The sequence below is a fragment of the Frigidibacter sp. SD6-1 genome (assembly GCF_030143255.1).
In the GTDB taxonomy this organism is placed as follows: domain Bacteria; phylum Pseudomonadota; class Alphaproteobacteria; order Rhodobacterales; family Rhodobacteraceae; genus TMP-24.
Window position 1 is genome coordinate 75,671 of record NZ_JARJNR010000009.1, and the last position, 17,612, is coordinate 93,282.

19 protein-coding genes are annotated in these 17,612 nt (G+C 65.7%); 4 read left to right on the forward strand and 15 right to left on the reverse strand.

Annotated elements, in window-relative coordinates; translation table 11 throughout:
- Positions 1-474 precede the first annotated feature (474 nt).
- From P0645_RS16110 to P0645_RS16155, 10 genes are all read right to left on the reverse strand, one after another.
- A complete protein-coding gene (locus P0645_RS16110; protein ID WP_284165618.1) occupies positions 475-1,011 on the reverse strand; it encodes a DsbE family thiol:disulfide interchange protein in 537 nt (178 codons plus the stop codon).
- Complete coding sequence (gene ccmD, locus P0645_RS16115) at positions 1,004-1,162, reverse strand: heme exporter protein CcmD (protein ID WP_284165619.1); 159 nt, start codon at positions 1,160-1,162, stop codon at positions 1,004-1,006. The genes P0645_RS16110 and ccmD overlap by 8 nt, the downstream gene beginning before the upstream one ends.
- The gene (locus P0645_RS16120) at positions 1,159-1,887 is read right to left on the reverse strand and encodes a heme ABC transporter permease (RefSeq protein WP_284165620.1); all 729 of its coding nucleotides are present in this window, start codon (positions 1,885-1,887) and stop codon (positions 1,159-1,161) included. Before P0645_RS16120 ends, ccmD begins: the two co-directional genes overlap by 4 nt.
- Before the next feature lie 44 nt (positions 1,888-1,931).
- Positions 1,932-2,588, reverse strand: coding sequence for a heme exporter protein CcmB (ccmB, locus tag P0645_RS16125; RefSeq protein WP_284165621.1), 657 nt, complete (start codon positions 2,586-2,588; stop codon positions 1,932-1,934).
- Between the two features lie 16 nt (positions 2,589-2,604).
- A complete protein-coding gene (gene ccmA, locus P0645_RS16130; protein ID WP_284165622.1) occupies positions 2,605-3,237 on the reverse strand; it encodes a heme ABC exporter ATP-binding protein CcmA in 633 nt (210 codons plus the stop codon).
- A 132-nt stretch (positions 3,238-3,369) separates the two neighbouring features.
- Positions 3,370-3,720 carry an Mth938-like domain-containing protein gene (locus P0645_RS16135; RefSeq protein ID WP_284165660.1) on the reverse strand — a complete coding sequence of 117 codons (351 nt, stop codon included), beginning with the start codon at positions 3,718-3,720 and terminating at the stop codon, positions 3,370-3,372.
- Entirely contained in the window at positions 3,720-4,700 is a 981-nt protein-coding gene (secF, locus tag P0645_RS16140) for a protein translocase subunit SecF (RefSeq protein ID WP_284165623.1), read from the reverse strand. Before secF ends, P0645_RS16135 begins: the two co-directional genes overlap by 1 nt.
- Positions 4,701-4,710: 10 nt before the next feature.
- Positions 4,711-6,372: a protein translocase subunit SecD gene (secD, locus tag P0645_RS16145; protein ID WP_284165624.1), complete on the reverse strand. Its 1,662-nt coding sequence runs from the start codon at positions 6,370-6,372 to the stop codon at positions 4,711-4,713.
- A gap of 10 nt (positions 6,373-6,382) precedes the next feature.
- Positions 6,383-6,718 carry a preprotein translocase subunit YajC gene (yajC, locus tag P0645_RS16150; protein WP_284165625.1) on the reverse strand — a complete coding sequence of 112 codons (336 nt, stop codon included), beginning with the start codon at positions 6,716-6,718 and terminating at the stop codon, positions 6,383-6,385.
- Between the two features lie 105 nt (positions 6,719-6,823).
- A complete protein-coding gene (locus P0645_RS16155; protein WP_502854240.1) occupies positions 6,824-9,196 on the reverse strand; it encodes a thiamine pyrophosphate-binding protein in 2,373 nt (790 codons plus the stop codon).
- Positions 9,197-9,310: 114 nt separating this feature from the next.
- On the opposite strand from P0645_RS16155, the gene P0645_RS16160 reads away from it, so the two are divergent.
- Positions 9,311-9,781: an Lrp/AsnC family transcriptional regulator gene (locus P0645_RS16160; RefSeq protein ID WP_284165627.1), complete on the forward strand. Its 471-nt coding sequence runs from the start codon at positions 9,311-9,313 to the stop codon at positions 9,779-9,781.
- 110 nt (positions 9,782-9,891) lie between these two features.
- On the opposite strand, the gene P0645_RS16165 is transcribed toward P0645_RS16160, so the two are convergent.
- The gene (locus P0645_RS16165; RefSeq protein ID WP_284165628.1) at positions 9,892-11,100 is read right to left on the reverse strand and encodes a methionine gamma-lyase; all 1,209 of its coding nucleotides are present in this window, start codon (positions 11,098-11,100) and stop codon (positions 9,892-9,894) included.
- A 137-nt stretch (positions 11,101-11,237) separates the two neighbouring features.
- Here P0645_RS16165 and P0645_RS16170 point away from each other — a divergent pair, with 137 nt between their 5' ends.
- Positions 11,238-11,693: an Lrp/AsnC family transcriptional regulator gene (locus P0645_RS16170; RefSeq protein WP_284165661.1), complete on the forward strand. Its 456-nt coding sequence runs from the start codon at positions 11,238-11,240 to the stop codon at positions 11,691-11,693.
- Here P0645_RS16170 and P0645_RS16175 read toward each other — a convergent pair whose 3' ends face one another.
- Genes P0645_RS16175 through P0645_RS16190 form a run of 4 tightly spaced genes read right to left on the reverse strand, consistent with a single transcriptional unit; the run spans position 11,694 to position 15,636 of the window.
- On the reverse strand, positions 11,694-12,239 hold the full coding sequence (locus tag P0645_RS16175) for an SIS domain-containing protein (protein ID WP_284165629.1): 546 nt from the start codon (positions 12,237-12,239) through the stop codon (positions 11,694-11,696).
- On the reverse strand, positions 12,236-13,729 hold the full coding sequence (locus P0645_RS16180) for an FGGY-family carbohydrate kinase (protein WP_284165630.1): 1,494 nt from the start codon (positions 13,727-13,729) through the stop codon (positions 12,236-12,238). The genes P0645_RS16175 and P0645_RS16180 overlap by 4 nt, the downstream gene beginning before the upstream one ends.
- Positions 13,730-13,732: 3 nt before the next feature.
- On the reverse strand, positions 13,733-14,821 hold the full coding sequence (locus P0645_RS16185) for a M20/M25/M40 family metallo-hydrolase (protein ID WP_284165631.1): 1,089 nt from the start codon (positions 14,819-14,821) through the stop codon (positions 13,733-13,735).
- Positions 14,822-14,823: 2 nt separating this feature from the next.
- Positions 14,824-15,636: a BtpA/SgcQ family protein gene (locus P0645_RS16190; protein ID WP_284165632.1), complete on the reverse strand. Its 813-nt coding sequence runs from the start codon at positions 15,634-15,636 to the stop codon at positions 14,824-14,826.
- A 76-nt stretch (positions 15,637-15,712) separates the two neighbouring features.
- On the opposite strand from P0645_RS16190, the gene P0645_RS16195 reads away from it, so the two are divergent.
- On the forward strand, positions 15,713-16,738 hold the full coding sequence (locus P0645_RS16195; protein WP_284165633.1) for an aldo/keto reductase: 1,026 nt from the start codon (positions 15,713-15,715) through the stop codon (positions 16,736-16,738).
- Positions 16,739-16,748: 10 nt separating this feature from the next.
- Complete coding sequence (locus P0645_RS16200) at positions 16,749-17,582, forward strand: amidohydrolase family protein (RefSeq protein WP_284165634.1); 834 nt, start codon at positions 16,749-16,751, stop codon at positions 17,580-17,582.
- The last annotated feature ends 30 nt before the right edge of the window (positions 17,583-17,612 follow it).

Below are 17,612 nucleotides of genomic sequence, written 5' to 3' on the forward strand. Positions count from 1 at the left end.
TTCGAACTGGTGGGGTTTGCCCTGCTGATCCTGATCGCGCAGTTTCTTTAAGTCGTTCCGGGGCTGCTCCGGACCATTGCCAGAGAGAGGCGATATTGATCGCCGCAGACCACTAGCTGCACGGAACGCCCCGCCCCGCCGGACGGGGCGTTCTCGCTTTCGTAGACCCTGCAAGGCCGGAAGCGGGCCTATGAAGGGGGCAGCATTGCGAACCTGTCTAAAAGTTAGCAACCAAACGGCATGTCGAAACGGTGATTTTCAGACAGGAAGTTATTCAGCCGAAAGTTCTTCTATGGCGAACCAGGAAGGTCGAATAAGAAGGTTGCCATGCAAAATCCTTTTTGTCGCTCTTTTTCCGTACCAAGCATGCCATGGTTCGAACTTGCGGGCTTCTTGCTCCTGATCCTGGCCTGCCATTCGTGATGTCTTTCCGGGCGCGAGTCCCGCTCGCTCGCGCCCGCCCCTTCTCCGCAATCACGGATTGTGCGCGGCCTTCAAGGCTGCCAGGAAACGCTGCTCGTAGTCGCTGCCGACAAGCGGCCCGGTGAACCGGTAGGCGACCGTCCCGTCCGCGCGCAGAATGAAGGTCTCCGGCGGCGCGGTGACGCCCCAGTCGAGCCGCGTGCGCCCCTTGGGATCAAACGCAATCGCCCTGAACGGATTGCCGCCCTCCGCCAGAAAAGCCAGCGCCTGATTCTCGGCATCGAGCATATTGACGCCGATCACCCGGTAGCCTTCGGCCGCCAGCGCCTTCAGTGTCGGATGTTCGGCCCGGCAGGGCGGACACCAGGAGGCCCAGAAGTTGACGATCGTGACCTCACCCGTCAGGTCCGCCGCGGTCACGCCGGGAATGCCCGGCAGCGCCTCGGCCCCGATGGCGGGCGCCGGACGGCCAACGAAGACCGAGGGCAGATCGTCGGGGTTCTGGCGGCCCATGCCCCACCAGGCGAGGCCCATGAAGCCCGCAGCCACGACAAGCGGCAGCACCATGAGCGGCGACAGTCTAACCATGGCGCGCCGCCCTCTCCTCGACCTCGGCCAGCGCGCGCTTCACCCGCCCTGCCCGGATCAGCACATAGGCCACCAGCGCCAGAACGAGTGCGAAGGTGACCCCATAGGCCGACAGGACCGTCAGCGCATATTTGCCAAGATCGGGCATCATGCCAGCTTCTCCCGCGCCAGAAGCGCCTGCATGCGGCGCGCCCTTATCTCGGTGCGCGTGCCGATCAGGACGAGGGTGACGAACAGAAGAACGAAGCCGGCGATCGAGGTCCAGAGCGGCCAGGCGAACACATCGGCCACATGCTCCTCGCGGTCGAGCGACAGCGAGGCACCCTGATGCAGGCCCTGGTTCCAGAACAGCACCGCATAGCGGCTGAGAAAGGCAAAGACCGAGCCGACGATGCACAGGACCGAGGTCAGATCGGCGGCGGCATCGGGATTTTCGATGGCGGACCAGAGCGCGAGATAACCGAGATAGAAGAGGAAGAGGATCAGGAACGAGGTCAGCCTCGGGTCCCATTCCCACCAGCTGCCCCACATCGGCTGCCCCCAGATGGCACCAGTGAAAAGCGCGATCAGCGTCATGACCATGCCGACCGGCGCGGCGGCCTTTGCGGCCAGCACCGAGACATGATGGCGGCGTATGAGCCAGATGAGCGAGGTCACCAGCATCATGCCCCAGGCATTGATCGCCATCAGCGCCGAGGGCACATGAATATAGATGATCTTGACGGTCGATCCCTGCTTGTAGTCGTCGGGCGTGAAGAAGAAACCCCAGATCAGCCCTGCCGTCAGCGTCAGGACCGAGAGGCCCACCGCCCAGGGCAGAAGCGCCCCGGAGGTCTGCATGAATTTCTTGGGATTGGCATATTCCCAGATCGACATCGTCCCACCCGGCCCTTCCGGGCCTGTTGATAGCATATATGCGCCTAGCGCAGATTGACGCGGATTGCCGCAGCCGTGGCGTACGGCAGAAGCGCCAGCGTGCCAAGCGTAATCGCGCCGAGGAAGGCCATGGGCGTGCCCGTGGCCGCGCCCTCGGCCCCGCGCCGTGCCACTTCTGCCCCGAAGATCAGCGTGGGCACGTAAAGCGGCAGGACAAGAAGCGACAGAAGCAGACCGCCGCGCTTCAGCCCGACCGTCAGGCCCGCACCGAACGCCCCGATCATCGACAGGGCGGGCGTGCCCAGGGCAAGCGAAAGGGCAAGCCAGGGCATGGCCGCGCCCGGCAGATGCAGAAGCACGCCCAGAAGCGGCGCGATCAGCGCCAGCGGCAGTCCGGTGGTTAGCCAGTGCGCGATGGCCTTCATGGCGACGACCGCCTCCAGCGGCAGGGGCGCGGTGGCGAGCTGTTCCAGCGTGCCGTCCTCGTGATCGAGCGCGAAGAGCCGGTCGAGCGAGAGCAGCGACGCGAGAAGCGCCCCGACCCACAGGATACCGGGCGCGATAGTGGCGAGCCGCCCGCCTTCGGGACCGACGCCGAACGGCACGAGCGTGACGAGGATCAGGAAGAAGGTCAGGCTGAGGCCGAAGCCGCCGCCCGCACGTGTCGCGAGCCTGAGGTCGCGCAGAAGAAGGGCGATCATCGGCGCGGCCCCCCCCTCACAGGAAGGCCTCATCGAACCCGGCGGGCGAGGCCTGCATGTGCGCAGCGCCGCGCGCCCGGTAGGGGCTCAGGTCGAGTTCCTGCGCACCGTGAAGACCAAGATCGACATGGCTGGTCAAAAGCGCTGCCCCGCCCTGCCCGAGATGGCGGGCGAGGAGGGTCGCGAAATGGGCAACCGTCGCGGCATCAAGCGATACGGTCGGCTCGTCCAGCACCCAGACCGGCCGGTCGGAGAGAAGCAGGCGCGCGAGCCCGAGGCGGCGCTTCTGCCCTGCCGACAGGGTCTGCGCCGGACGGTCGGCCAACTCGATCAGATGGAGGTCCGCCAGGGCCGGCTCGACGTCCCCTGCCCCGTAGATCGCGGCCCAGAAGGCAAGGTTTTCCCGGACCGTCAGCGTTGCCTTCACCGCATCGGCATGCCCCGACCAGGCGATCTGGTCCGGCCCCGGCGCCACCCGGCCGGTCAAGGCTGGCTGAAGGCCCGCGATGGTTCTGAGGACGGTCGTCTTGCCGATGCCGTTCGGCCCGCGCAAGACAAGCGCATTCCCCGCCGTCACAGAAAACCCGAGGCCCGCGAGGATCGCGATGCCGCCACGCGCGACCGAAAGCTCTGTGACGATCAGGTCCATGGCCCCCGCCTAGCGGATTTCGTCCCGGGCAGGAAGCCGGAATCCCGGTTGGCGGTACTCCTCATCCGCCCCAAGAGGCGCCTTCAGAGCGAAAAGGCGCGCGCAGGCCTTTGAGCGGCAGGCGCCGCCTCATCAGACCGGCAAGAGCGCTGCCGCGACGCGGCGGCCCTCGGCCAGAAGCATATTGTAGGTTCGCGCCGCCGCCGGGCTCGCCATCGGCTCCAGCGCCAGCCCCGCCTCCTCGACCGCCGCCCGCAAATCCGGATCGGGATAGGCCATCACCGCGCCGGTGCCATAAAGCAAGACATCGACCTGCCCTGCCAGCGCCACCAGCGCTGCCGCATCTCCGGCCCACGCACCAGCCCCTTCGGGCGACACTAGGACCGGCCCGCGCAGGACCTTGCCGCCCACCCGGAAGAAGCCCGGCCCATAACCCTCGACCGGCCGGGCGGGTCCGGAAAAGCCGATCTCGTTCAGGGCGATCATTTCGCCGAATAAAGCTGCTGGCCCTTCGGTCCACCCTCATCGGTGGGCTTTGACCAGTCGCGCTTCACCCCGAGCATCAGCACGATGTTCTTCGCCACATAGATCGAGGAATAGGTGCCGGTCAGCACGCCGAAGGTGATGGCGAAGACGAAGCCCCGGATCACGTCGCCGCCGAAGATCAGAAGCGAGATGAGCGCCAGAAGCGTGGTACCCGAGGTCATGATCGTGCGCGACAGCGTTTCGTTCACCGTCAGGTTCATCACGTCGCGCAGGGGCATGGTCTTGTATTTCATCAGGTTTTCGCGCAACCGGTCGAAGACCACGACCGTGTCGTTGATCGAATAGCCGAGGATCGTCAGCAACGCCGCGATGATCGTCAGGTCGAACTTGATCTGGAAGAGCGCGAAGATGCCTACGGTGATCATCACGTCATGGACCAGCGCCACCAGCGCGCCGACCGCGAACTGCCATTCGAACCTCAGCCAGACATAGACGCAGATCGCCGCCGTTGCCGCCAGAACCGCGATCACCGCCGACCTGATCAACTCGCCCGAGACCTTGGGTCCGACCGATTCGACACTGGGAAAGGTCATCGCAGGGTCGACGGCGGTCAGGGCACCTTCGATCTTCTCGATCACCTCGGGCGTGATCGCCTCCTGATCGCCCTGCGCCTGGATGCGGATCTGCGCCACATGCTGGTTCTCGTCGAACGTCGGATCGAAGACCTGGGCAATCGAGACATCGCCTAGGTTCAGGGGTGTCAGCGCCTGGCGATAGGCGCCGACGTCGACCGGCACGGTCGATTCGGTGCGGATCGTCGTGCCGCCCCGGAAGTCGATGCCGAAATTGAGCCCGGTGAAAAAGGGCAGCAGGATCGACAGGGTCAGCACCAGAAGCGACCCGCCGAAGGTCACGCGCGCGGCCTTGAAGAAGTCGATCTTCGTATTGTCGGGGACGAGTTTCAGACGGAATGCCATGTCGGGCCCCTCAGACGATGATGGTTTTCGGCCGTTTCCAGCCATACCAGGTGACGACGAACAGCCGGGTCACGAAAACCGCGGTGATCACCGACGTGATGATGCCCACCGACAGCGCGACCGCGAAGCCCTTCACCGGGCCGGAGCCGAGGAAAAAGAGGATCACGCCACCGATCAGCGTGGTGATGTTCGAATCGACGATGGCCGACAGCGCCTTTTCAAAGCCAAGCTCGATGGCGCGCGTCGGCCCCTTGCCGCCGCGCAATTCCTCGCGGATCCGCTCGAAGATCAGCACGTTCGCGTCGACCGCCATACCCATGGTCAGCACCACCGCAGCGATGCCCGGCAGCGTCAGCGTCGAGCCGATCAGCGAGAAGAGAGCGAAGATCATCGCCATGTTGATGGCAAGCGCGACACTGGCCAGGACGCCGAACAATCCGTAGCTCGCGATCATGTAGAGGACGACGGCCGTATAGCCGACGGCGGCGGCGATCTTGCCCGCGTCGATCGAATCCTGGCCAAGTTCCGGCCCGACGGTGCGTTCTTCCAGGAAGGTCATCTCGGCGGGCAGCGCGCCTGCGCGCAGAAGGACGGCGAGGTTCGTCGCTTCCTCGACCGAGAAGGAACCGGTGATGATCCCCGATCCGCCCGCAATATGTGTGCGGATCTGCGGCGCCGAGATCACCTCGTCATCAAGAACGATGGCGAAGAGCTGGCCGACATTCTCGGCCGTATAGTCGCCGAACTTCCGGGCGCCCGAGGGATCGAAGCGGAAAGCCACCGCAGGAGCGCCGTTCTGGTCGAAATCGGGGCGCGCATCGACCAGCTCCTCGCCGGTGACGACCGGGCTTTCCTCCAGCACATAGAAGACCCCCTCTTCGTCGATCGAGGGGACAAGCAGATTGCCAGGGCCAGGAACTTCGCTGCCGTTGGTGGTGCGCTTGATGACCGGATGGAAGGTCAGTTTCGCCGTGGTGCCGATCAGCGCCTTCAGTTCCGCGGCCGAACCGATGCCCGGCACCTGGATCAGGATGCGGTTTGCGCCTTGGCGCTGGATGGTCGGTTCGCGGGTGCCGACCTCGTCGACCCTGCGGCGCACGATTTCCAAGGATTGCTGGATCGTCCGGTCGTCTGTCGCGGCCTTCTCCACATCGGTCAGCTTGAGGATCAGCGTCGCGCCCTCGCTCGTTACATCGAGATCGCGCTGGCCCGCACCGGTCAGCGAGATGACAGGCGCCGACAAGCCCTGCGCGACCTCGATGGCCTTGGCCATGCCTTCGGGCTTTTCGATCGTCACCCGCAGTTCGTCATCAGGCGACGGCGCCTTGCGGACGCCGCCGATGGTCGCGCGTTCGGCCTGAAGCGCCTTGCGCAATTCCGGCCAGTAACCCTGCATCCGTGCCTTGTAGACATCCTGCACCTGTACTTCGGCCAGAAGATGCGCCCCGCCCCTGAGGTCGAGCCCGAGGTTCACGATGTTCGAGGGCAGCCAGTCCGGCCAGAGCGCCTTGTCGGCCAGCAGCTCGGGCGTCTCGGGCGCGCCCTTTTCCAGCTTTGCCACGGCATCGTTGTGTTTCTCGACACGCGGGTAGAAGACGTTCGGCGCGGCAAAGACCAGGGCGGCGACACAAAGCGCCCAGGTCAGAATGCGCCTCCAGGCTGGGATCTGCATCTATGCGAACTCAGTTGGAAGTGGCGGCGGGTTCGGTTTTCGAGACGACCGCCGAAATGGTGGCGCGGACGATGCGCACCTTCACGCCATCGGCGATCTCGACCTCGACATCCTTGTCGTCGATCACCTTGGTTACCTTGGCGCGGATGCCGCCAGCGGTCACCACCTGATCGCCCCGGCGCAGCGCCCCGACCATCGCCTGATGTTCCTTCATCTTCTTTTGCTGCGGACGGATCAGCAGGAAATACATGATCCCGAAGATCAGGATCAGCGGTACGAATTGCGCCAAGGCTGCGCCGCCACCGGCGCCACCGGCGGCCTGGGCGTAAGCGGGAGTGATGAACATGGAAGGCCCCTTCAGATGGATAAGGGGGCCGGGCCCCCGCGACTGGCGGGGAACCTATAGTCGCGCCCCCCGCTTTGCAAGGTTCGCCCCGGTCGTTCCGCCTGCTCAGGCAGACAGGCGGATCGGCCTGCCCGGCGCGATCCGGTCCGCCGCCGCCGTGATCGCATCGGCGTCGATGCCGAAATGGCGGTAGAGATCGGCGATGGTGCCAGTCTGGCCGAAATGCTCGACGCCAAGCGGCACCGTCCGGTGCCCGGCCACCGAACCGAGCCAGGCAAGCGTCGCGGGATGGCCGTCGATCACCGTGATCAGCGTGCAATGGCCGGGCAGCCGCGCCATCAGCCGTTCGGCATGGCTGACCGCCCCCGCCTGCCCGCGCGCGCGCGCCCGCCGCGCCGCCGTCCAGCCCGCGTTCAGCCGGTCGGCCGAGGTGACGGCAAGAACGCCCACGTCGCGCCGGTCGCCCGCGATCCGGCCCGCCGCCTCGATGGCCTCGGGGCCGACGGCGCCCTGATAGGCGATGACCACCTCGGCATTCGGGCCCGGCTCCCTCAGCCAATAGGCGCCGTCGATCACGCCTTGGGCAAAGCCCGGATCATCGCGGCGCAGCACCTGTTCCACGGGTCTCGTCGAGAGGCGGAGATAGACCGACCCGCCGGTTTCGTCCCTGAGCCAGGTCCGCTCGTCCGGGTCGCCCTCGCCGTCCCTTTGCAGGTAGTCGAATGCCCAGCCCATGATCAGCGACAGTTCGTCCAGATAACAGGGCTCGAAACTCGCCAACCCGTCCTGCGCCATGCCGATCAGCGGCGTGCCGATCGACTGGTGTGCACCGCCTTCGGGGGCAAGCGTCACACCCGACGGCGTGCCCGCGATCAGGAAGCGCGCATCCTGATAGCAGGCATAGTTCAGCGCATCGAGGCCGCGGGCGATGAACGGGTCATAGACCGTGCCGACCGGTATGAGCCTTTCCCCCCAGAGCGAATGCGACAGGCCCGCCGCCCCGAGAAGAAGGAAGAGGTTCATCTCGGCAATGCCCAGTTCCAGATGCTGGCCCTGCGGAGAAAAGGCCCATTTCTGCGCACTCGGCACGCGCTCGTCGCGGAACGTATCGGCGCGGTCCTGCCGCGCGAAAAGCCCCCGACGGTTGACCCAGCCGCCGAGATTGGTCGAGACGGTCACATCGGGCGACATGGTGACGATCCGGTCGGCGAGCGGCCCGCCCGCGCGGGCAAGTTCGTCCATGATCTTGCCGAACCCCGCCTGGGTGGAGAGCATCCGGTCGGCAAGCGCGACCGGCGCCGGCACCGGCACGGCAGGCGCCGCGCACCGCCTGCGGCCATCGGCGAAGAAGGGCACACGCGACAGGAACTGCTTCAGCGCGCTTTCGTCGGGGACGGCCGCGAACTTCTCCCACTCGCTGCCCACCGGCACACGCATCCGCGCCCGCAGGCTTTCGATCTGCGTTTCGGTCATCAGGCCCGCGTGATTGTCCTTGTGCCCGGCCAAGGGCGTGCTGAACCCCTTGATCGTATAGGCCAGAAAGACCGTCGGGCGGTCATCCGTCACCCCGTCGAACGCCTCGCAAAGCGAGGGCAGGCAATGGCCGCCGAGGTTTTCCATCAGCCGCGCGAGGTCTTGGTCCGAGCGCCGGTCGAGTAGCGCCGTCACCTCGCCCTGATCGCCGATATCGTCCATCAGCCTTTTGCGCCAGGCAGCGCCGCCCTGATAGGTCAGTGCCGAATAAAGCGCGTTCGGGCAGGCGTCGATCCAGGCCTTCAGCCGCTCGCCGCCCGGCTCGGCGAAGGCCGCACGCTGCAGGGCGCCGTATTTCAGCCGGACAACCCGCCAGTCGAACGCGGCAAAGACCGCCTCGATCCGCGCCCAGAGCCCTTCGCGCACCACCCCGTCCAGCGACTGGCGGTTATAGTCGATCACCCACCAGACATTCCTCAGGTCATGCTTCCAGCCTTCCTGCAGCGCCTCGTAGATATTGCCCTCGTCGAGTTCCGCATCGCCGACAAGCGCCACCATCCGCCCCTCGCGCCGCCCCTCCAGCCAGCCATGGCCCTTCAGGTAATCCTGCGTGATCGCCGCAAAGATCGGCATCGCGCAGCCAAGGCCGACCGAACCGGTCGAGAAATCCACGTCATCCTTGTCCTTGGTGCGCGACGGATAGGACTGCGCGCCGCCATAGGCGCGGAAGGCCTCAAGCTGCGCGCGCGTCTGGTTGCCCATCAGATACTGGATCGCATGGAAGATCGGGCTCGCGTGCGGCTTGACCGCGACCCGGTCCTCGGGCCTCAGCGCATGAAAATAAAGCGCTGTCATGATCGCCGCCATCGAAGCGGACGAGGCCTGATGGCCGCCGACCTTCACATCGCCCTCGCCCTTGTCGCGCAGGTGGTTGGCATTGTGGATCATCCAGCTTGCCAGCCAGATCACGCGGTCATGCAGGCTATCGAGATGGGATTGGGTCATCATGGTCCTCAGGTAGGTCGGGCGCGACTATAGCGCGGCTGGCTTGGAGATATGTTGCAAAGACGATGTGGAACCCGCATAGTTTAGCGGCATCCACTATGAAGCCGTACTTTCTTGAACGAAACCACCAACATCGATGAAATAGACCGCCGAATCCTGCGCGCCCTTCAGGCCAATGGCCGCATGAGCCTGCAGGAGATCAGCACGGCCGTCGGCCTCAGCCCGACCCCGGTCGCCCGCCGCATCCGCCAGCTTGAGGAGGCGGGCATCATCACCGGCTACCGGGCGCTGATCGACGAGACGGCGCTTGGCTTTGCCATCTCTGTCTTCGTCTCGGTGCGGCTCGACCGGCAGATCGACGGCACGCTTGCAGGCTTCGAAGCCGCTGTGCGCGCCTTTCCGGAGGTCGTCGATTGCTGGCTGATGACCGGCAACCGCGATTATCTTCTCCGGATCGCGACCTCGAGCCTTGCGGAGTTCGAAGCCTTCCTGACGGGGCGCCTCACCCGGGTTCCGGGCGTCGCCGCCATCGAAAGCTCGATCCCCTTGCGCCGGGTCAAGGGTGACCTGGCGCGGACGATCTGACGGGCCGCCCGGCAAGGGGAGCGGAATTCTTGAAGAATTCCGGCCGGAGCCTTTCAAGGCTCCGGTCCGAAATCTTTGATAGATTTCGGACTGCCCACACCAGCCACCCGTCAGGCAGCTTCGGTCAGCTGCATTACCGAAAGCGCCTGTTCGAGGTCGGCGAGGATATCCTCGACCTCCTCAAGCCCCACCGAAAGCCGGATCAGCCCGTCCGAAATGCCATGCGCCTGCCGCTCCTCGGGCGTGTAGGTCGAATGGGTCATCGAGGCCGGATGCTGGATCAGGCTTTCCGCGTCTCCCAGCGACACTGCGCGGCGGATGAGCGCCAGCCGGTTCATGAACCGCGCGCCTTCGGCGATGCCGCCGTTCAGCTCGAACGCGATCATCGAACCGAAGCCGGGCATCTGGCGGCAGGCCAGCGCATGCTGTTCGAAGCTTTCCAGACCGGGGTAATGAACCTTGCCCACCGCCGGATGCGCCTCCAGCATCCGCGCCACCTGTGCGGCGCTCTCGGCATGGCGCTCGACCCGCAGCTTCAGCGTCTTCAGACCGCGCAGCACGAGCATTGCGTTGAAAGGTGCCATGACCGCGCCGGTCATGTCCTTCATGCCGACCAGCCGCACCTCCTGGATCGCCTCGGCCGCACCGACAGCGATACCGCCCACCAGATCGCCATGGCCGCCCATGTATTTCGTTGCCGAGTGAACGACGAAATCGGCGCCCAATTCGATCGGACGGGTAATGACCGGCGTCGCATAGGTATTGTCCACCACGGTCTTCACGCCCTTGGCACGGGCAATGGCGCAGGTGGCGGCAATGTCGACCAACCGCATGTTGGGGTTGGCGGGCGTCTCGAAATAGACCACGCGCGTCTTCGGCCCGATGGCGGCCTCGAGGTTGGCCGGGTCGGTCAGATCGACATGGGTGATGGTGATGCCGAATTTCGCGAGCCCATGGCGCATGAAGGCGAAAGTGCAGCCGTAAAGCGTCTTGTCGGTGATGATCTCGTCACCGGGCGACAGGATCGTCCAGAGGACGGAGGTGATCGCCCCCATGCCGGAGGCCGTCGCCAGCCCCGCCTCGGCGCCTTCCAGATCGGCAACCCGGCGTTCCAAAAGGTCGCAGGTCGGGTTGGTGATGCGCGAATAGAAATGCCGGGCCTCCTCGCCCGCAAAGACCGCGCCGCCCTGTTCGACCGTGTCGAAGGCGAAGGTCGAGGTCAGATGCAGGGGCGGCGTCAGCGCGCCCTCATGCTCCATCGGCTCATAGCCGAAGTGAATCGCGCGGGTGGAAAAGCCGGAGGTGGGGGAGGATGTCATCGGATCACCTTGTCTGAGGTCGGCCGCATCGGGCTCCTCATCATACTTACCCCAAGGCGGTGACAGGTGCTGCCAAACTATGCTACAAATTCCCATCAGATTGACATATCATGCCACGAGAATATCAAATGAAGCAGATTGATGCCAAAGACCGGCAGATCATCCGCGAACTGCAGCGCGACGGCCGCCTGACCAATCAGGACCTGGCCGAGCGGGTGAACCTCTCCCCCTCGCCCTGCCTGCGTCGCGTGCGGCTTCTGGAAGAGGCGCAGGTGATCACCGGCTATTCCGCCGATGTCGATCCGCGCGCCTGTGGTCTCTCGATCACCGCCTTCATCCGCATCACGCTCGCCCGCCACGACCGCGAGGCGGTGAAGGGGTTCGAGGCCAAGGTGCGGGATATCCCCGACATCCTCGACTGTTACCTGCTGACCGGCGAGGCGGATTACCTGCTGCGCGTGCTGGTCGCCGACCTGGGCGCCTATGAGGAGTTCGTGAGGAACCGCCTGCACGCGATCCCGGGCGTCGCCTCGATCACCACGAGCCTCGTCTATGGCACGGTCAAACAGTCGCGGCTCTATCCGCTCGACTGATCATTCCATGTTGGTGTGACGCGCGCGCATGGTTTCCGGCTGGATGCCCAGCCGGTCGCGCAGGTCAAGCACCATCACCTCGAAAAGAAGAAACAGCGCGCCTTCGAAAAGCGAGCCCATCGGCAGGGCCGAGGTCGCCTGTTCGTCATTGGCCATGGTTTGCGCGGGAACGGTCAAGACATGATCGGCAAGCGCGGCCGAAGCTGTGCCGGGCTGGGCCGTAATGAAAAGCACCTGTGCACCGGCGGCTTTCGCGCGGGTCATCAGCGCGGTGACCGTTACCAACTCGCCCGGTCCCGCGACGGCGATGAATATGTCGCCGGGTCCGAGCGCCGGTGCCGTCATGTCGCCCTGCATCGCGACCGGCAGGCCCATATGGTGAAGCCGCATCGCGAAGCCAGAGAGCTGAAGCCTTTCCCGCCCGCAGCCATGCGCCATGATGCGCCCTGCCCCGGCGATCATCCCGCAGGCGGCGGCGACAGAGCCGAGGTCAAGCTGGTCGGTCACCTCGCCCAGTTCCTTCAGGGCCATGTGAAAGGGGTTCATCCATCCTCGCCAAGGTCAGCCGCGATCTCTCTTGTCCGCTCATAGAGGGCGCGGAACAAGGGGTACTGGCGCTGATAGGCGGGATGGCGCCGCGCCGCAACCCGGCGCGCCTCGGGGTTCCAGCCGGCAATATCGTCGGCCTGCGCCTGACCGATGGCCAGCGCGGCCAGGAAAGCATCGCCATAGGCCGCGCCGGTGGTGACGCGCGCGACCGACTGGTCAAGCCCGGCGAGGTCGGACGTGGCCTGCAGCCAGACGGAATTCTTCGTGCCGCCGCCGACGGCCAGAACGCGCGCGGGGGGCGCGCCCGCCTCGGCGAACGTGTCGGTCACATGGCGGGTGGCCATGGCGATCCCTTCAAGCACGGCGCGGTACATTTCGCCCCGCCCATGCGTCAGGTTCAACCCGAAGAAAGCGCCTTTTGCCAATGGGTTATGGATCGGTGTTCGCTCGCCTGAGAAATAGGGCAGACACAAAAGCCCACGCGCGCCGGGCGGCACGGCCTCCGCCTCGGCGGCGAGCCGGGCGAAGGCCCGGTCACGCGGCAGGTCGGCCGCGAAATGGTCGCGGAACCAGTGGGTCAGCGTGCCCGAGGTCGCGAGCCCCGCCATCGCCGCATGCTGACCGGGCAAGAGCCATGGCGCGTGCCAGAGACGCGGATCGGTCAGGCGGCGGTCGGCGAGAAGGATGATGAAGATCGTGGAGCCATACATCAGCATCATGTCGCCCGGCGCCCGCGCGCCCACGCTCACCGCCTCTGCCGCCGCGTCGATCGTGCCGCAGGTCACGGGCGTTCCGGGCGCGAGTCCGGTCTCCCGCGCAGCGGCCCCGGTGACCCGCCCCGCGATTTCGGACGACCAGAGGAGGCGCGGCAGCATCGCCTCGTCGCAGATGTCAGCCAGATCGCAGTGCCAGCGCTGGCGGGCGATGTCGTAAAGGGGCGCGAAGCTCGACGCGGTGTAATGGTCGATCACATAGTCGCCGGTCAGCTTCCAGGTCAGGTAGCTGGTCGAGGTCAGGATGCGTTTGGTCTGCGCCCAGATTTCCGGCCGGTTACGGCGCAGCCAGAGGATCTTCGGCCCGACCGCCTGCGAGGTCAGCGCATTGCCGGATCGGTCGAGAATGCGCGCCTCGCCGATTTCGGCATTCAGTAGCGCGATCTCGGCGCTGGCCCGTGTGTCGACGCCATAAAGGACGCCGTTCATCAGCGGGGCGCCATCCGCATCGACCGGCAGCATGCAGGGGCCGATCGCAGAGCAGGCGACAGCGCCGATCTCTTCAGGTTTTACCTGAGAAGATCGCAACATCTTGCTGACAATAAATACAAAATCGCCCCACCAATCCTCGTCCGCTCGATGCTCCGCCCAGCCCGGATGCGGCACGATCATCTCATGCGGCCGCGCCGCTTCGGCGACGATCCGGCCGCTCGCATCGACGATCACGCCCTTGGATTCAAAAGTGCCGATATCGACGCCGAGCGTATAGGCCATCTCTCACCCCCAGTTCAGCGGGAAATCCGGCCCGATACCGCGGATCGCCGCACCAAGAAGGCGGGTCAGCGCCTCAAGATCGGCCAGATCGCAGCATTCGAGCGCCGAATGCGAATAGCGCATGGGAAAGCCCATATCGATGGCGGCGACGCCCTCGCCCGCCAGCTGCACATAGGAGAGATCGGTCAGGACCCCGACCTGGGCAGAGCGCTGGAGTGCCAGCCCCTCGGCCGATGCCGTCTCTTCCATCAACGCGACCAGCGCCAGATGCGGGATCACTCCGTTCAGCGTACCGCGCCCGTGGAAGGAATAAAGGCTCATCCCCGGCCCGGCACCGAGCCGCATCTCGCCCCGCTCCGCCATGTCGGGCGTGTCGGTCGCCAGCATCAGGTCGATCTGGATGGCGATATCGGGTTTCAACACCTGCGCCGCCACCACAGCGCCGCGCAGGTTGAATTCCTCCTGCACCGAAAAGACCACATGGACCGTGGGGCGGTCCTTTGCACTGCCAAGCGCGCGCACCAGTTCCAGCAGCACCGCGCAGCCCGCCCGGTCATCGACCGACGTGCCCGCGATCCGCCCGCCCGCCAGCTCCATGGCGCGCGGCATGTAGACAACCGGCGTGCCGATCCGCACGCCCGCCGCCTCGACCGCCGCTTTCGAGCCATGGCCGGTGTCGATGAAAATCTCCGGCGCCTTCAGGACGTGATATTTCTCTTCCGGCCCCGTCGCATGATGGGCCTTGTTGGCAATAAGGCCCGGCACATCCCGCCCCTCGCCCACGCAACAGAGAACCGCCTGCGCCGCCAGCGCCCGCTCCGGCACGCCGCCCATTCGCTCGACACGGATCAATCCGTCCGCCTCGATCTTGCGGACGATGAAACCGAGCTGGTCCATATGGGTGAAAACCATGACCGATGGCCGATCAGGCCGACCTTCAAGCGTCACGATCAGGTTGCCCAGCCGGTCGGTCCGGGTGGCCACCCCTTCCGGCAGGCGCACGCGGATCAATGCCGCCACACGCTCCTCATGCCCCGAAAGGCCGGGGGTCAGCATCAGGTCGACCAGATCGCGCTTCAGCCTGTCCCGCATGATCACGCCCCGCCCCGCGCGGCACGGGCGCGCGCCATGAAATCCTCGGCCCGGGCCGGATCGACCGGGTTCCAGGTGTCGCCGCCCACCTTCAGCGCCGATCCGACGATACAGCCGTCGGCCACCCTCAACACGTCGGCTATCGTCGCATGTCTCACCCCGGTATTGGCCAGAACCGGCATGTCGGGCAGCACTTTCTTCACCGCCTCAAGGTCCGACAGCGCCGCCGCCTCGCCGGTGATCTGGCCGGACACCAGAACCGCATCGGGGATCGAGGAGAAGACCGCGCTTCGCGCCCGGTCGGGCAGGGACCGGCGGTCGAGACTGTCGGCAAATTCGGCCGAGACATTGTAGAGCATGACCAGATCGCGGCGCCCCAGCCGGTTGCGATAGCGCATCGCCGCGCCCGCGTCGGGCGTCCAGGGGCCCATGTCCGAAGCATAGGTGCCGGTGAATATCTCGCGCACGAAGGTCGCACCCGTCGCGGCGGCAAGCGCGACGGTAGAGATCGGGTCCCACAGGACGTTGACGCCGAAGGGCACCGAAATCTCACCCCTCAGCCGCCCGATCACATAGGCCATCGTCGCGGTCGAGGCGGGATCGACGCGGAATTCATAGGGCCGGTCGTTTTCGTTGCCGAACATGATCGCGTCGAACCCCGCCCCCTGCAGGGCGGCAAGGTCGGCGCGGGCGGCTGCCACCAGCCCCTCGAGCCCGGTCCCGGGGTCATGCAGCGGCGCACCCGGCAGGGCGCCGAGATGGACCATGCCGATCACCGGCTTCACCGCGCCGAACAGCTTGCGGAAATTCCCCATCTCCCCTCCCATTCGGGTTGCGGCGCCCCGCCGGATGATGAATCATGCTAGCATGTTAGCTGCCGGGAGAGACAGAATGCAACTCAGGACACGCGCCTGGAACCGCGGGGAGAAAGGCGCCCTGCCCTTCACCGAGCTTGGCTTCGGCACCGCGCCCCTAGGCAATCTCTACCGCGCGGTCAGCGATGCCGAAGCCGATGCGGTGCTTGCGCGGGCCTGGGACATGGGCCTGCGCTATTTCGATACCGCGCCCCTTTACGGCTTCGGCCTGTCCGAGACCCGACTCAACCGCTTCCTCCGCGGCAAGCCGCGTGGCGAATATGTGCTGTCGACCAAGATCGGGCGGCTTCTGGCCGCCTGCCCGCCCGAGGCGCGCGACGGCGTGGGCAAATGGTTCGACGTGCCCTCGCGGCGGGAGGTCTATGACTATTCCTACGACGGCACGATGCGCTCGGTCGCGTTTTCGCTTGAACGGCTCGGGGTGGACCGGATCGACGTGCTTTACGCCCATGACCTTGATATCTTCAACCATGGCAGCGCGGAGGCGCTTCAGGCGCGGCTGGATGAATTCATCTCCGGCGGCTACCGGGCGCTTTTGAAACTGCGCGAGGAAGGGGTGATCCGGGCCTTCGGTGCGGGCGTCAACGAATGGCAGCCCTGCCAGTGGCTGACGGAACGCGGCGATTTCGACATCTTCCTGCTGGCTGGCCGCTACACGCTATTGGAACAGGAGGCGCTCGCCTCTTTCCTGCCCATGGCGGCAGAGCGCGGCATCGGCATCGTGATCGGCGGGCCCTACAATTCGGGCATCCTCGCCAGCGGGCCGAGGCCCGGCGCCTTCTACAATTACAATCCCGCCCCGCCCGAGATCATCGCGCGGGTCGAGCGCATCCAGTCTGTCTGCGCGCGTCACGACGTACGGCTGGTGGATGCAGCCTTCCAGTTCCCGCTGCGCCATCCTTCCGTCCTGTCGGTGATCCCGGGCGGCCAGTCGGTGAGCGAGATGGAGGCGAACCTGGTGGCCGCGACCGCGACAATACCGCCCGCGCTCTGGGCGGACCTGAAGGCCGAGGGGCTGATGCGGCCAGATGCGCCGGTCTGAGGAGGCAACGATGCAGATAGACGCCCATCAGCATTTCTGGAACCCCGCGCGGGGCGATTATTTCTGGATGCCCAAGGACGATCCGGTGCTGGCGCGGCCCTATGCGCCTGCCGATCTGGCGCCGATCCTTGCGGCGGACGGGATCGACGGGACGGTTCTGGTACAGGCGGCAGCGACGGTCGATGAGACGGAATATATGCTAGGGCTCGCCGATGCGACGGCGTTCGTGAAAGGTGTCGTCGGCTGGGTGGATTTTGAACGGCCGACGGACCGGGAATCCTTAAGGCGTCTTTCCAAGCACCCGAAATTCAAGGGCATTCGCCCGATGATACAGGATATTCCGGATGACGATTGGATGCTGCGCGAGGAGGTGCAATGGGGTTTCCGCGCGGTGGCCGACCTCGGGCTGACCTTCGATGCGCTGGGGTTTCCGCGCCATCTGGCGAATTTCCTGATCATCCTGAAGCGCCATCCGGACATGCGGGTGGTCGTCGATCATTGCATGAAGCCGCAGATCAGGACCCATTCCGCGGCCTCCTTCGCCCATTGGGCGGACGGACTGGCGCGGATCGCCGGGGAAACCGGCGCCTATTGCAAGTTCTCGGCGCTGATCACCGAGGCGGAGCCGGGCTGGACGGTCGAGGATCTGAAACCCTATGTCGACCACGTGATCGCGGTCTTTGGCGCCGAGCGGGTGATGTGGGGCTCTGACTGGCCGGTCTGCAGGCTCCGGGCGGAATATGAGGGCTGGCGGCAGGCGGCGCAGGAGTTGACGGCGCATCTGCCAGAGGCAGCGCGCGCGCGGATTTTCGGCGGCACGGCCGTGGAGTTCTACGGGCTCTGACGGGCCGCTCATCGTCGGGCTTCGCCCGCT